We start from the raw sequence: 13,645 nt of genomic DNA, 5'->3' as shown, positions 1-13,645 counted from the left end.
CGATTCCGGTTCCGTCGGCGGAGAGTGGAACCTGAACGCCACGACCGGTGTCAGGACAGTGATCCCACCGGAGGTTCCCCTGGACGACGAGGAACTCGTCACCCGCGCGCAGGCAGGTGACCTGGAGGCGTACGAACTCCTGGTCGCCCGGCACACCGCGTCCGCGTACCGGACGGCGATCCTGCTCGGCGCGGGAGCTGACGCGGAGGACATGGTCCAGGAGGCGTTCGTGAAGGGCTACCGGAAACTGTCTCGCTATCGCGGCGACGCCTCGTTCCGATCGTGGCTGCTGGCGATCGTGGCGAACGAGACACGCAACCTGCACCGGTCGCGCGACCGGCGTACCGGTCTGGTGCTGCGGGCCGCCCGGGCGGCACCGTACTCGGAGGCCGCCGAGGACGGGGCCGTCGACGCCGTCCTCGCCGGGGAAAGGCGAGCCACCCTGGTCCAGGCTCTGCGGTCGTTGCCGGAGCGCGACCGCGAGGTGATCGTCTGCCGCTACTTCCTCGACCTGTCCGAGGACGAGACGGTCGCCATGCTCGGCTGGGCACGCGGCACGGTGAAGTCGCGGACGTCCCGCGCCCTGGTGAAGCTGCGTGGCCTGCTCGACGTCGAGGAGCTGAGCCGTGGCTGACCTCGAACGGGAGTTGCGCGAGCTGTCCGCCTGGCTGGAGACCCCCGAGCCGCCGGACGTCACCGCCCGGGTCCGCGCCCGGCTGGCCGCCCCCGCCCGATCCTCGCGGACCATCGAGGGACGCCGTCGTCGATGGCGGTACGCGGTGGCCGCGCTTCTCGCCGCCCTGCTGGTGATCGCCCTGCCGCCCGGACGGGCCGCGCTGGCCGACGCGGTGGCCGGACTGCTGCGCTTCGCCGGCATCACGATCAGCACCGCACCCGACCCGCCGCCACCGACGGCTTCCCCGTCGCCGCTGCCCGCGCAACGCCTGACCGATCTGGGCGAGGTGCACCGGCTGGTGCGGTTCCCGGTCCGGGTACCGTCCGCGCTCGGCCCGCCCGACCGGGTGCTGGTGGCCGACCCGGACGGCGCGGGGGGACACCGGGTGGCGACGCTGCTCTACCGGGGCGGTCAGATCCGGCTGGACGCCTTCGACGGACGGCTCGACGGCGTCTTCCTCAAACAGGCCGGCGGATCCGGGGCGCAGTGGACGGAGGTCGGCGGACGACAGGCGGCGTGGATTCCCGGCCCGCACCCGATCTCGTACGTGGATCGGGACGGGGTGGTGCGGGAGGAGAGCGCCCGGCTCGCCGCCGCGACGCTGATCTGGGAGCAGGACGGGGTGACCTACCGCCTCGAAGGCGAGCTGACGGTGATCGAGGCGGTCGAGATCGCATCGTCGCTCGGATAGCGGAATCCAGCGCGCCGGCGCCGCCGGATGTAAGGAGGGGTCCCCTGCTATGCATGAGGCGTTAGCAGGGGACCCCTCCTAACCTCCACACCTCGCCCGGCGACCTCGAGTCGCGGTGGTTGCCTGGGGTGATCAGAATGGCGGGATGACGCGTACCCGCTGGACCGCCCTGATCGCGGTGGCCGCTCTCGCGACGGTCGCCGGCTGCTCCGACGGGGCGGAGTCGGAGTTGCCGGTGCGGTCGGCGCCCCTGCCGGCCGAGGTGCGGGGGCTCGGTGCGGCGGTGTTGGCGGTGCCGGTGGCGGACGAGCGACGTAGCGACCTGGTCGGCTTGCTGGCGGTGGACCGGTTCGGGGACGACGTGGCGGGGGTGACGCCGGTCCGGCGGCACGTCGACCTCGCCCTGGGTGATCCCCGGTTCCCGACGGTCGCGCGAGGGCTGGCGGAGGACCGGCGGGACGCGCTGCTCGTGGGCGGTCGGCTGCGGGACGTCACGTTGCCCGAGCACACGTACGCCCGGGAGGTCACCGGCGTCGCTGCCGGGCTGTCGATCACGGGATCCCGGTGCCTCACGGTGACCGGCGAGGGTGCGATCGCGCAGCCGTCGGTGGAGGCGTCCTGCACGGCCGCCGAGCTGGGTGGTGTGATGTGGCAGGACCGGCCGCGCACCGGGTACGGGGGGATCGACCTGACGACCGGAGCGGCGAGTCCGCCCGTGACGTTGCCGTCGTACCCGATCGCCGCCAGCGCGGACGGCCGCTACCTCGCGGCGCTCAGCAAGGATCGGCCCCGGCGGCTCGTCGTGGCGGACACCTCGAACGGGCGGTCCCGGCCCACCGTCGAGCTCGGCGGCGGGACCGTCCAGGGGGCGATGACAGAGGGCGGCTTCGCGGTGCTGCACCTGGTCGACCGGCAGCGGGCGGTCAGTGTGGTCGCCCCGGACGGTGCGGTGCGGACCCTGCTCAGCCCGGTCGGAGAGGTCGCCTTCGCGCCGGACGGGAGTCGGGCCGTGGTGGTGGACACCCGCTCCGACAGTAAACGGCTCGCCGTGCTCGATCTCTCGTCGGGCGCGGTCACGCCGGTGGCGGACCTGCCGCCGATGACGGGGTCGGTGACCGCGACCGTGTCCGGGGACACCGCCCTGGTGGTGGACGTGCCGTTCGGGCCGGACAGCGGCGAGCCGACGCCGCGACCCACGCGCGCCTGGTCGGTGCGGCTCGCCGAGGCCACCGCGACGCCGCAGCCGAACCCGCCCGCCGCGTCGGCGGTGCTGGTACGCAAGACCGACACCCCGCCGGCCGTCGCGTCGACGGTGTCGGCGGTGATGTTCCAGCCGGGCGGCGAGACGCTCACCCTCACTCCCGACGGTACGGTGACCACCGCCCCGCCGGGAGCCACGCCCACCGCGAGCCTCGGTGGCGGTGCGGTGCTGCACACGCTGGTCGACTCCGACGGGGAGGAGCGGGCCGACCGGGTGTTGGTGACCGACGGGTCCGGCGGTGCGACCGAGGTGTCCACCGGCGCCGGCGACGACCAGCGTGTCGACCGGGTGATCCTCACTCCGGACGGTGGACATCTGTTGTTCTCGCTGCGTCCGACCCGTCCCCGGGGGCAGCCGAGCGATCTCGACGCCGTGGTGGTGGCGCGGCGCGACGGCTCCGGCGAACCGGTCGTCGTCTACCGGGGCGCGGTGCTGGCCGGTCTCGGTGTGGAGCAGACGAGCACCCCGTGACCGGGTGACGGTCGGGCGGTCAGTGCATCGCCTGGGTGCCGATGACGGCCAGTAGTTGCAGCTTCTCGTAGCTCTCGCTGCCGGGGACGGCGGTGTAGACGAGCAGCGAGTGGCCCTGCCCCGGGTCGACGAGCGCCTGGCAGGTCAGCTCCAACATGCCCAGCTCGGGGTGGACGAAGTGTTTCACCTCGTGCGGGCGGATGCCGACCTCGTGGTCCTCCCACACCTGCCGGAACTCGTCGCTCTGCGTCAGGAGCAGGTCGGCCAGGTACGCGGCGCGGGAGCCGGGGCCGCGCAGCGTGACGATCTCGCGTAGTCCGGAGGCGAACATCCGGGTGAGGTGCGGGTGGTCGCGGGGGTCGTAGCGGGCGCGGGTATCCGGGTCGGTGAACCAGCGGTAGCCGATGCTGCGGGCCGGGCCCTGGTAGCGGGTCAGGTCGCCGGTGAGCGCGACACCGAGCGCGCTCTGTCGGAGCGTCTCGCCGAGTTCGGTGACGATCTCCGCGGGCGTGTCCTGGAGGCGGTCGAGGATGCGAAGCAGCCCCGGACTGATGTGGGTGCCGGCGGCGCTGGGCGCGGGCGGGTTGTGCCCGGCGAGCCGGAACAGGTGGTCGCGCTCGTCGAGGGAGAGGTGCAGGCCCTGGGCGATGGAGGCGATCATCTGCTCCGAGGGTTGCGGGCCGCGTTCGCGTTCCAGCCGGGAGTAGTAGTCGGTCGACATGTGGCAGAGCGCCGCGACCTCCTCGCGCCGCAGCCCGCTCGTGCGGCGGCGTTGCCCGCGCGGCAGGCCGACGTCGGCGGGTTGCAGCGACTCGCGACGCCGCCGCAGGAACTGCGCCAGTCCGGTCCGGTCGATCGCCATGGGTGCCTCCTTCGGTGCCGCCTCGTTTCTACCGCCCGCGTCGGCCGGTAGCCACGGCCCGCCGATCCCCCCTTCGCCGCGCTGACCCGGCCGCGCGATCCGGGGATCGACGGTCCCTGAATAACGCCGCCGGGATCTCCGAGGGTGGAGACACCGACACGATCCCAGGAGTACGAACATGCCAGGTAAGACGATCGACATCAGCGTTCCCGACCTGTCCGGACAGCGGGCGGTCGTCACCGGCGCCAGCGACGGCATCGGGCTCGGCATCGCCGGCCGGCTCGCCGCAGCCGGAGCCGAGGTGATCCTGCCGGTACGCAATCCGGGCAAGGGCGAGGCGGCGGTCGCCGCGATCCGCCGTCAGCACCCGAGGGCGACCGTGTCGCTGCGGGCGCTCGACCTCTCCTCGCTCGCCTCCGTCGCCACGCTGGGCGAGACGCTGCGTGCGGAGGGTCGGCCGATCCATCTCCTGGTCAACAATGCGGGTGTGATGACCCCGCCGCAGTTGCAACGCACCACCGACGGATTCGAGCTGCAGTTCGGCACCAACCATCTGGGGCATGTCGCGCTCGTGGGTCACCTGCTGCCGCTGCTGCGCGCCGGTCGGGCGCGGGTGACGTCGCAGCTCAGCATCGCGGCGAACCGCAACGCCATCAACTGGGACGACCTGAACTGGGAGCGCTCGTACGACGGGATGCGCGCATACAGCCAGTCCAAGATCGCGTTCGGGTTGTTCGGGCTCGAACTGGACCGCCGCAGTCGGGCCCACGGCTGGGGCATCACCAGCAACCTGTCCCACCCGGGGATCGCCCCGACCAGCCTGCTCGCCGCGCGTCCCGAGGTGGGCCGCCAGCGGGACACCATGGGCCGACGCATGATCCGGACCATGTCCGCGCTCGGCATCGTCGCCGGGACGGTCCGCACCGCGCAGCTTCCCGCCCTGTACGCCGCCACCTCCCCCGACGCCGCCGGTGGCCGGTTCTACGGGCCGAGCGGCATCGGGAACCTGGGAGGTGCGCCGGCCGAGCAGAAGCTCTACTCCCGGTTGGGTGACGCCGCCGAGGCGCAGCGCGTCTGGCGGGTGTCGGAGGAGTTGACGTCGGTGTCGTACCCGACCGACTGAGGCGAGTGCGGTGGGTGCCCCGGATGCCGCCCGGCGCGGCACCCGGGGCGTCCCGGGCCCCGTCGGCCCGTCATCCGCGTACCGCGACGGGATCGACCGTCGCGGTACGCCGCTGGTGGGTGCGGATCAGGTCGGCGTAGCGGGCACCGCTGGCCTTGAGCGTGCGCCGCTGGGTGGCGTAGTCGACGTGCACCAGGCCGAAACGCTTGTCGTAGCCGTACGCCCACTCGAAGTTGTCCAGCAGGGACCAGGCGAAGTAGCCGGTCACCGGGGCGCCCCGGTTCACCGCCGCCGCGCACGCCGCCAGGTGCCGTTCCAGGTGGTCGGTGCGTTCCGGGTCGGTGACGGTGCCGTCGGCGGCGACCACGTCCGGCCAGGCCGAGCCGCTCTCGGTGACCAGGATGCGGGGCGGGGCGTACTCCTGGCCGACCTCGACCAGCAGGCGTTCCAGGCCGGCCGGATGCACCTCCCAGTCCATCGCGGTGTGCGGCACGTCGGGCACCGGCACCTGCCGGGCGTACGGTGCCGGGCCGTCCGGGTCGTCGGCGGCGACCTGCCGGAAGTAGTAGTTGACGCCGAGGAAGTCGGTCGGGGTGGCGATGATCGCGAGGTCGTCGCCGCGCACCGGCGGTTCCACGCCATAGGTGGCGACCATGTCGGTCGGGTAGCCCCGGCCGTGCAGCGGATCCAGCCACCAGCGGTTGACGTGCCCGTCGAGTCGGCGGGCGGCGGCCAGGTCGGCGGGTCGGTCGCTGGCCGGGTCGATCGGGCTGAGGTTGAGCACCGGCCCGATCGACGCGGGGGCGGCGGCGTGCGCCCGGATCGCGGTGGTGGCCAGACCGTGGCCGAGCAGCACGTGGTGGGCGGTGTGCACGGCACGGCCCAGGTCCCGCTCGCCGGGGGCCATCCGCCCTTCGAGGTGACCGATCCAGGCGACGCAGAGCGGCTCGTTCACGGTGCACCAGTCGGTGACCCGGTCGCCGAGGCGGGCCGCGACCACGGCGGCGTAGTCGGCGAACGCCTCGGCGGTGTCCCGCTGCGGCCAGCCGCCCCGGTCCTGCATCGCCTGCGGCAGGTCCCAGTGGTAGAGCGTGACGAAGGGGCGGATCCCGGCGGCCAGCAGCGCGTCGGTCAGCCGGTCGTAGAAGTCCAGCCCGGCGGCGTTGACCGGGCCGACGCCGTCGGGTCGGACCCGGGGCCAGGCCACCGAGAAGCGGTACGCCTCGACGCCGAGCTCGCGCATCAGCGACACGTCCTGCGGCCACCGGTGGTAGTGGTCGCAGGCGACCTCGCCGGTGTCGCCGTTGTCGATGGCACCCGGCCGGGTGCAGAAGGTGTCCCAGATGGAGGGTCTGCGGCCGTCGGCGTGGACGGCGCCCTCGATCTGGTAGGCCGAGGTGGCGACTCCCCAGAGGAAGTCGGGCGGCAGCGGGGACAGGTCCGGCACGGGCGGGTTCTCCTCGGTTATCACGGTGGACGGGCTCACTTGACCGCACCGGCGGTGAGGCCGGCGACGAAGTAGCGCTGCAACGCCAGGAAGCCGGCGACCACCGGCACGCTGACCACCAGCGAGGCGGCCATCACCTGGTTCCAGTAGACGTTGAACTGGGTGGAGTAGCCCTGGAGGCCGACGGCGAGGGTGCGGCTGCTCTCGTTGGTCAGCACCGAGGCGAACAGCACCTCGCCCCAGGCGGTCATGAAGGCGTACACGGTCACCGCGACCACGCCGGGCACCGCCGCCGGCAGCACCACCTGGAACAGGGTGCGCAGCGGGCCGGCGCCGTCGACCTGGGCGGCCTCGTCGAGCCCGCGCGGGATCGAGTCGAAGTAGCCGACCAGCATCCAGATCGAGAACGGCAGCGAGAAGGTGAGGTACGTGATGATCAGCCCGGTGCGGGTGGCGTAGAGCGCGATGCCGGTGGCGTTGCCCAGGTTGACGTAGATCAGGAACAGCGGCAGCAGGAACAGGATGCCGGGGAACATCTGGGTGGAGAGCACGGTCACCGAGAAGATCTGGCGGCCCCGGAACCGGTAGCGGCTGACCGCGTACGCGGCGAAGACCGCCACAGTGACCGAGAAGAGGGCCGCCACGCTCGCCACCAGCAGGCTGTTGAGCAGGTACCGGCCGAGCGGGACGGTCGACCACATGTCCACGAACGCCTGCACGGTCGGGCGTCGGGGCCACCAGGTGAAGGCGGCCTGCACGTCCTGCAACGGTTTGAGCGCCGAGCTGACCATCACGTAGAGCGGAACGAGCACGAACCCGGCGAGCAGCGTCAGCACGATCCGGCGGGACCAGCGTTCGGCGGCGGTCTCACGCATCGTTCCTCCGTCGGTTGGTCAGCAGCAGGTATCCGGCGGTGACCAGCAGCAGGAACAGCAGCAGCACCACCGACATGGCCGAGCCGGTGCCGAAGTCCCAGGTCTGGAAGGAGCTGCGGTAGATGTGCAGCGAGATCAGGTCGGCCTCGGCCGGTGCCGAGCCGCCGAAGAGCACGTACGGGGTGTTGAAGTCGTTGAACGTCCAGAGGAAGAGCACCAGCAGCAGCACCAGGTTGACCGGGCGCAGCATCGGCAGGGTCACCGAGCGCAGCCGACGCCAGAACCCGGCGCCGTCCATGGCGGCGGCCTCGTACAGCTCGTCGGGGATGTTCTGCAGCCCGGCCATGATGCAGAGGAAGGCGAAGGGCCAGGTCCGCCAGATCGACACGATCAGCAGCGCGACGAAGCTGTTGTCGCCGATCAGCCAGAACGGTGGCTCGTCGACCAACCCCAACTGGTCGACCAGCACGTGGTTGACCAGGCCGGTGTCGCGCTGGAACAGGAAGGTCCAGGTGATCACGGCGGTGTAGACCGGCAGCGCGTACGGGGTGAGGAACAGTGCGCGCAGCACCGCCCGGCCCCGGAAGGGGCGTTGCAGCAGGACGGCGGCGGTGGTGCCGAGCACCCAGGACAGCCCGACGGAGAGCACCGTGTAGACGACGGTGACCCGGAACGAGCGCAGCAGTTCGGCTCCGGCGGCGGAGTCGACGTCCAGCACGACGCGGTAGTTGTCCAGCCCGACGAAGGGTGCGCCGGACCAGTCGCGGATGTGGAACTGGGTGAGTTCCAGCAGGCTCATCCACGTGCCGACGAGCATCGGCACGACGTGGATCGCCAACTCCAGCACGATGGCCGGGGCGAGCAGGAGGTACGGCAGCAGCGAGCGGCGGGGTCGGCGGGAGCGTCGTCGCGCGGGCGGCCCGGTCTCGGTGGGGGTGCCGACGGGCGGCGAGGTGGTGACGGCCATCAGGGTCCTTCCGCAGGCTGGCCGTGGGAGGGTCGGCGGGCACCTCCCACGGCCAGCGGTCCGTGGTCAGCGCATCTGCTGCTGGGCCCGGGTCAACTTCTCCCGGACGCTGTCCTCGGTGACCGGCCTGCCACTGGCCGCGTCGGCGAAGAGTTCCTTGATGGCGGTGCCGACCAGGGTCTCGAAGGTGCTCTCCTCGGGCACCTGCGGCAGCGGGGCCGCGCTGGTGGCCAGCGTCTGGGCGAGGACCTTCTGCTCGTCGGCGGCGAACGCCGGGTCGGCGGCGACGGTGTTGACCGCCGGCAGCGAGCCGTACGTCTTGTTCAGCGTCACCTGCGCGGTGTCGCTGGTCATGAACTTAACGAAGTCCAGTGCGCCGTCGAGGTTCCCGGTGTGCTTGAACACGGCGATGTTGATGCCGGCGACCATGCTGTTGACCTGCTTGCCGCCGGCCGGCGGGGTGGCCGGGAACGGCACCGGCGCCACCCCGTACGCGTCCGGGGCCATGTTCTGTGACCGCAGGTTGGCTCCGGCGGCCTGCCAGAGCAGCATGGCGGCCTTGCCGTTGGCGAAGTCGGAGACCGACTGGTTCTGCGCGTACTCGGCGTTGCTCGGGTTGACGATCTTGTCGGCGGCCATCAGGTCGACGTAGCGCTTGACGGCCGCGACGTTCTGCGGGGTGTCGAAGCTGGGCTTGCCGGCCGCGTCGAACCAGTCGCCGCCGTACTGCTGGCCGAAGGTGAAGGCGTGGTGGGCGTTCTCCGACGGGTTGGCGCCCTCCACGGCCAGGCCCCACCTGCCGTCGCCGGTGAGCTTCTTCCCGACCTCGGTCAACTCCTCCCAGGTGGTCGGCGGGGCGGTGACGCCGGCGTCGGCGAACGCCTTCTTGTTGTAGTACAGCGCGTAGGCGAGGCTGTAGAGCGGGACGGCGGCCGGCGGCTTGTCGGCGGCACCGGCGGCGGCCAGGGCGGCGGGGACGAAGCGGTCCTTGCCGCCGATCTTGTCGAGCGTGGCGTCGTCGAACTCGACCAGCGCGCCGGTGGCCTGCAACGAGGCGGACCAGGTGTTGCCGATGTTGACCACGTCCGGGCCCTGCCCGGTGGTGGCCGCGGCGAGCAGCCGGTTGAGCAGGTCCGACCAGGGGACCACCTCGACGTTGACCGTGATGCCGGTCTGCTGGGTGAACCTGTCCAGCTCGGGCTGGAGGATCGCCTTGTCGGCCTCCAGGCTGGCGCCCTGGTTGCTGGCCCAGTAGGTGAGGGTCTTGCCGGACCCGCCGGAGGAGTCGCCGGAGCCGCAGGCGGTGAGCGACGCGGCGGCCAGCACGGTCGCGGTGAGGATCGCGAGGTGTCGTCTCGACACGGTCTGCCCTTTCGATGGGGGTGGTGGGGACGCCGGTCGGGCCCGGGAGGACGGGGCAGGGTGGGCGGGACCGGGCGGTGGGTGGAGGCGGAGAGGCTCCCGCCGAGTTACATCACGGCTTAATTAATGTCGTCATTAAAATGGCTCGGCGGGGGGCCGTCAAGCACGGGCCGTACAGTCGCCCCGGGGCGGGCCGATCAGGATGAGGTGACACGTGGAGCTGGCGCGGGCGACGAACCGCAGCGTCCGGGTGCGCAACCGGTCGGCCCTGCTGTCCCGGATCTTCCTCGACGGCCCGCTGACCCGGCAGGATCTCGTCCGCAGCACCGGCCTGAGCCAGCCGGCGGTGAGCAACGTCGTCGGCGACCTGATCGACGAGGGCCTGGTGATGGAGGCCGGTGCCGCCGAGTCCGACGGTGGCCGACCGAGCATGATGCTGCGGATCGCGCCCCGGCACGCCGTGGTCGTCGGGGTGGACGTCGGCGAGACCCGGGTCCGGGTCGAGCTGTTCGACCTGGCGATGATCCTGCTGGCCAGCGCCGAGTACCCGTTGGAGGACGGCGGCACCGAGCCGGCCACGGTGGCCGGGCACGTGCTGACCGGCATCGACCGGGTGCTCGCCGAGGCCGACGCACGCCACGACGAGGTCCTCGGCGTCGGCATCGGCGTCTCCGGGGTGGTCGAGCAGGGCGACCGGGCCGTGGTGGACGCGCAGACCCTCGGCTGGGACCACGTGCCGCTGGAACGCCTGATCGCCGAGGGCACCGACCTGCCGCTGCACATCGACAACGGCGCCAAGACCCTCGGCCAGGCCGAGATGTGGTTCGGTGCCGGCCGGGGCGCCCGGCACGCGGTGTTCGCCCTGGTCGGCTCCGGTGTCGGCGCGTCCGTGGTGACCAACGGCGTCACCTACCGGGGCGCGTCCAGCAGCGCCGGCGAGTGGGGGCACACCACCCTCGTGTACGGCGGACGCCCCTGCCGCTGCGGTGCCCGGGGCTGCCTTGAGGCGTACGTCGGGGCCGAGGCGATCATCGACCGCTATCGCGAGGCCCGGCGCGGTCGGGCGGTGCCCGGAGCCGACGAGGAGTCGCAGATCGCCGCGCTGGTGGCGGCGGCCGAGACGTCGTCGACCGCCCGCCGGGTGCTCGACGAGACGGCCGACTACCTGGGCGCCGGGGTCGCCAACCTGATCAACCTGTTCAACCCCGAGCGGGTGGTGCTGGGCGGCTGGGCCATCATGGCGTTGGCCGAGCTGCTGCCCGCCGTCCGGGCCGCCGCCGGTCGCCAGGCGCTGCGCCTGCCGTACGCCCAGGTCTCGATCGAGCTGGGCGAACTCGGCGTGGACGCGGTGGCGCTCGGTGCGGCCACCCTGCCGATCGCCCGGCTGCTCGCCACCGGCGGCGCCCGTCGCTGAACGACAAAGCGAACCTTCGGGATAAATAACGAAGTTATAGATCGATGTCTTGACGCCGCCGTGTCGCCACCGCAACACTCTGCGGCAGACGCCCCGGCGTCCACGGTGCCCTCCCGGCGGCACCACCCTCGGTGCGAGGAAAGGCCCCTGCCAACGCCTGCGGTAGTAGCGGGGTCCCCTCCTCACACCCGGCCTCACCACCAGCCCGTCCCGTCCCGCACCCCGTCGCGCCCGACGTCCGCACCCCACGACCGACAGGCGACGTCATGACCGCACGCGCACCCCACGCACCGCCACCGCACCTCCGCCGACGACCCACCACCCGGCGCCTGCTCGCCGGGCTGGCGGTGACCCTGGTCGCCGCCCTCGTCCCGACCGTCGGCGCGGCACCCGCCCAGGCCGCGCCCACCCTGCTGTCCCAGGGCCGCCCGGCCACCGCGTCCTCCACCGAGGGTGGCGCCTACCCCGCCTCGGCCGCCGTCGACGGCAACTCCGGCACCCGCTGGTCCAGCGCGTTCGGCGACCCGCAGTGGCTCCGCGTCGACCTGGGCGTCCGGGCCACCCTCACCCAGGTCACGTTGGCCTGGGAGGCCGCGCACGCCCGTGCCTTCCAGATCCAGGTCTCCGACGACGGCGCCGCCTGGACCACCGTGTACAGCACGGGTACCGCGACCGGCGGCACCCAGACCGTCGCCGTCAGCGGCGCCGGCCGCTACGTGCGGATGTACGGCACCCAGCGGGCCACCGGATACGGCTACTCGCTGTGGGAGTTCCAGGTCTGGGGCGAGACCGGCGGCGGCACCGGTGACCCGGTCGAGCCGACCGACCCGCGTAACCCGAACCTCGGCCCGAACACGTTCGTCTTCGACCCGTCCACCCCCACCGCGACCATCCAGAGCCGGCTGAACACGCTCTTCACCCAGCAGGAGACCAACCAGTTCGGGCCGCAGCGCTACGCCGTGCTGTTCAAGCCCGGCACCTACACCGCCGACGTCAACCTCGGCTTCTTCACCCAGGTCGCCGGACTCGGCATGTCACCCGACGACGTCAACCTCAACGGGCACGTGCGGGTCGAGGCGAACTGGTTCAACGGCAACGCCACCCAGAACTTCTGGCGGGCCGCCGAGAACCTGTCGGTGACGCTGCCCACCGGGGTGCAGGTGGAACGCTGGGCGGTGTCGCAGGCCGCACCGTACCGGCGGATGCACCTGCGCGGCGCGCAGAACCAGATCCAACTCTGGAACGGCCACGACGGCTGGTCCAGCGGCGGCCTGATGGCCGACACCCGCATCGACGGCCTGGTCGTCTCCGGCTCACAACAGCAGTGGTACTCCCGCAACAGCGAGTTCGGCAACGGCTGGACCGGCTCGGTGTGGAACATGGTCTTCCAGGGCGTGGCCGGCGCACCCGCACCGAGCTTCCCCAACCCGTCGCACACCGTCGTCCCCACCACCCCCGTGGTGCGGGAGAAGCCGTTCCTCTACGTCGACGGCACCGGCGAGTACCGCGTCTTCGTGCCCGCGCTGCGCACCAACTCCACCGGCACCACCTGGTACAACAAGACCCCCGCCGGCTCGTCGATCTCGCTGGCCGACTTCTTCGTCGTCCGGCCCGGCACCTCGGCGGCCACCATCAACGCCGCCCTCACCCAGGGCAAGAACCTGCTGTTCACCCCCGGCGTGCACCGGGTCACCGCACCGATCCAGGTCAACCGGGCCAACACGGTGGTCCTCGGCCTCGGCCTGGCCACCATCCAGACCGACAACGGCACCGTCGGCATGCGGGTCGCCGACGTGGACGGCGTCAAGGTCGCCGGCATCATGTTCGAGGCCGGCACCACCACCTCACCGGTCCTGATGGAGGTCGGCCCGTCCGGCTCGTCGGCCGACCACGCCGCCAACCCCACCTCGCTGCACGACGTCTTCTTCCGCATCGGCGGACCGGGCGTCGGCCGCGCCACCACCAGCCTCGTCGTCAACAGCGACGACGTGATCGGCGACCACATGTGGCTGTGGCGCGCCGACCACGGTGACGGCGTCGGCTGGACCGTCAACACCGCCGACACCGGGCTGGTCGTCAACGGCGACGACGTCACCATGTACGGCCTCTTCGTCGAGCACTACCAGAAGTACCAGACGATCTGGAACGGCGACCGCGGGCGCACGTACTTCTACCAGAACGAGCTGCCGTACGACCCGCCGAACCAGGCCGCCTGGATGAACGGGTCGACCCGGGGTTACGCCGCGTACAAGGTGGCCGACTCGGTGACCGGTCACCAGGCGTGGGGGCTGGGCAGCTACGCCTACTTCAACGTCGACCCGTCGGTGGTCGCCGAACGCTCCTTCGAGGTCCCGAACAACCCGAACGTGCGCTTCACCAACATGGTGACCGTGTCGCTCGGCGGCGTCGGCACCATCAACCGGATGATCAACAACACCGGGAACACGGTCAACAGCGCCAACCAGGTCGCGTACCTGACCACCTACCCGTAGGACC

General features: G+C 71.9%; 11 protein-coding genes. 6 read left to right on the top strand and 5 right to left on the bottom strand.

Features of this window, described 5'->3' with window-relative positions:
- The first annotated feature begins 58 nt into the window (after window positions 1-58).
- The 3 genes from ABZ738_RS07840 to ABZ738_RS07830 all read left to right on the top strand — a co-directional run bounded on the left by ABZ738_RS07840 (window position 59) and on the right by ABZ738_RS07830 (window position 3,099).
- Window positions 59-634: an RNA polymerase sigma factor gene (locus ABZ738_RS07840; RefSeq protein WP_236145681.1), complete on the top strand. Its 576-nt coding sequence runs from the start codon at window positions 59-61 to the stop codon at window positions 632-634.
- Complete coding sequence (locus tag ABZ738_RS07835) at window positions 627-1,367, top strand: hypothetical protein (protein WP_357211825.1); 741 nt, start codon at window positions 627-629, stop codon at window positions 1,365-1,367. Before ABZ738_RS07840 ends, ABZ738_RS07835 begins: the two co-directional genes overlap by 8 nt.
- Window positions 1,368-1,512: 145 nt before the next feature.
- On the top strand, window positions 1,513-3,099 hold the full coding sequence (locus tag ABZ738_RS07830; protein WP_357211823.1) for a hypothetical protein: 1,587 nt from the start codon (window positions 1,513-1,515) through the stop codon (window positions 3,097-3,099).
- 19 nt (window positions 3,100-3,118) lie between these two features.
- Here the strand turns inward: ABZ738_RS07830 and ABZ738_RS07825 are convergent, their stop codons facing one another.
- Complete coding sequence (locus ABZ738_RS07825; protein WP_176094316.1) at window positions 3,119-3,961, bottom strand: helix-turn-helix transcriptional regulator; 843 nt, start codon at window positions 3,959-3,961, stop codon at window positions 3,119-3,121.
- Between the two features lie 178 nt (window positions 3,962-4,139).
- Here ABZ738_RS07825 and ABZ738_RS07820 point away from each other — a divergent pair, with 178 nt between their 5' ends.
- Window positions 4,140-5,084, top strand: a complete 945-nt coding sequence (locus tag ABZ738_RS07820; protein WP_357211820.1) for an SDR family oxidoreductase — start codon at window positions 4,140-4,142, stop codon at window positions 5,082-5,084.
- 70 nt (window positions 5,085-5,154) lie between these two features.
- Here the strand turns inward: ABZ738_RS07820 and ABZ738_RS07815 are convergent, their stop codons facing one another.
- From ABZ738_RS07815 to ABZ738_RS07800, 4 genes are all read right to left on the bottom strand, one after another.
- Complete coding sequence (locus ABZ738_RS07815) at window positions 5,155-6,570, bottom strand: GH1 family beta-glucosidase (protein ID WP_357211818.1); 1,416 nt, start codon at window positions 6,568-6,570, stop codon at window positions 5,155-5,157.
- Window positions 6,567-7,406, bottom strand: a complete 840-nt coding sequence (locus ABZ738_RS07810; protein ID WP_131052660.1) for a carbohydrate ABC transporter permease — start codon at window positions 7,404-7,406, stop codon at window positions 6,567-6,569. The genes ABZ738_RS07815 and ABZ738_RS07810 overlap by 4 nt, the downstream gene beginning before the upstream one ends.
- Window positions 7,399-8,373, bottom strand: coding sequence for a sugar ABC transporter permease (locus ABZ738_RS07805; RefSeq protein ID WP_131052661.1), 975 nt, complete (start codon window positions 8,371-8,373; stop codon window positions 7,399-7,401). Before ABZ738_RS07805 ends, ABZ738_RS07810 begins: the two co-directional genes overlap by 8 nt.
- Before the next feature lie 66 nt (window positions 8,374-8,439).
- Entirely contained in the window at window positions 8,440-9,735 is a 1,296-nt protein-coding gene (locus tag ABZ738_RS07800) for a sugar ABC transporter substrate-binding protein (protein WP_131052662.1), read from the bottom strand.
- A 214-nt stretch (window positions 9,736-9,949) separates the two neighbouring features.
- On the opposite strand from ABZ738_RS07800, the gene ABZ738_RS07795 reads away from it, so the two are divergent.
- Together ABZ738_RS07795 and ABZ738_RS07790 are read left to right on the top strand one after the other, a co-directional pair.
- Window positions 9,950-11,149, top strand: a complete 1,200-nt coding sequence (locus tag ABZ738_RS07795) for an ROK family transcriptional regulator (protein WP_357211815.1) — start codon at window positions 9,950-9,952, stop codon at window positions 11,147-11,149.
- A gap of 266 nt (window positions 11,150-11,415) precedes the next feature.
- Window positions 11,416-13,641, top strand: coding sequence for a discoidin domain-containing protein (locus tag ABZ738_RS07790; protein WP_357211813.1), 2,226 nt, complete (start codon window positions 11,416-11,418; stop codon window positions 13,639-13,641).
- Window positions 13,642-13,645 lie beyond the last annotated feature (4 nt).

Origin of the sequence: Micromonospora sp. NPDC047793 (assembly GCF_040642635.1) — a bacterium.
Classification (GTDB): Bacteria; Actinomycetota; Actinomycetes; order Mycobacteriales; family Micromonosporaceae; genus Micromonospora.
The sequence above is the reverse complement of the archived record's forward strand: the minus strand, read 5'-3'. Positions and strand labels throughout refer to the sequence as shown.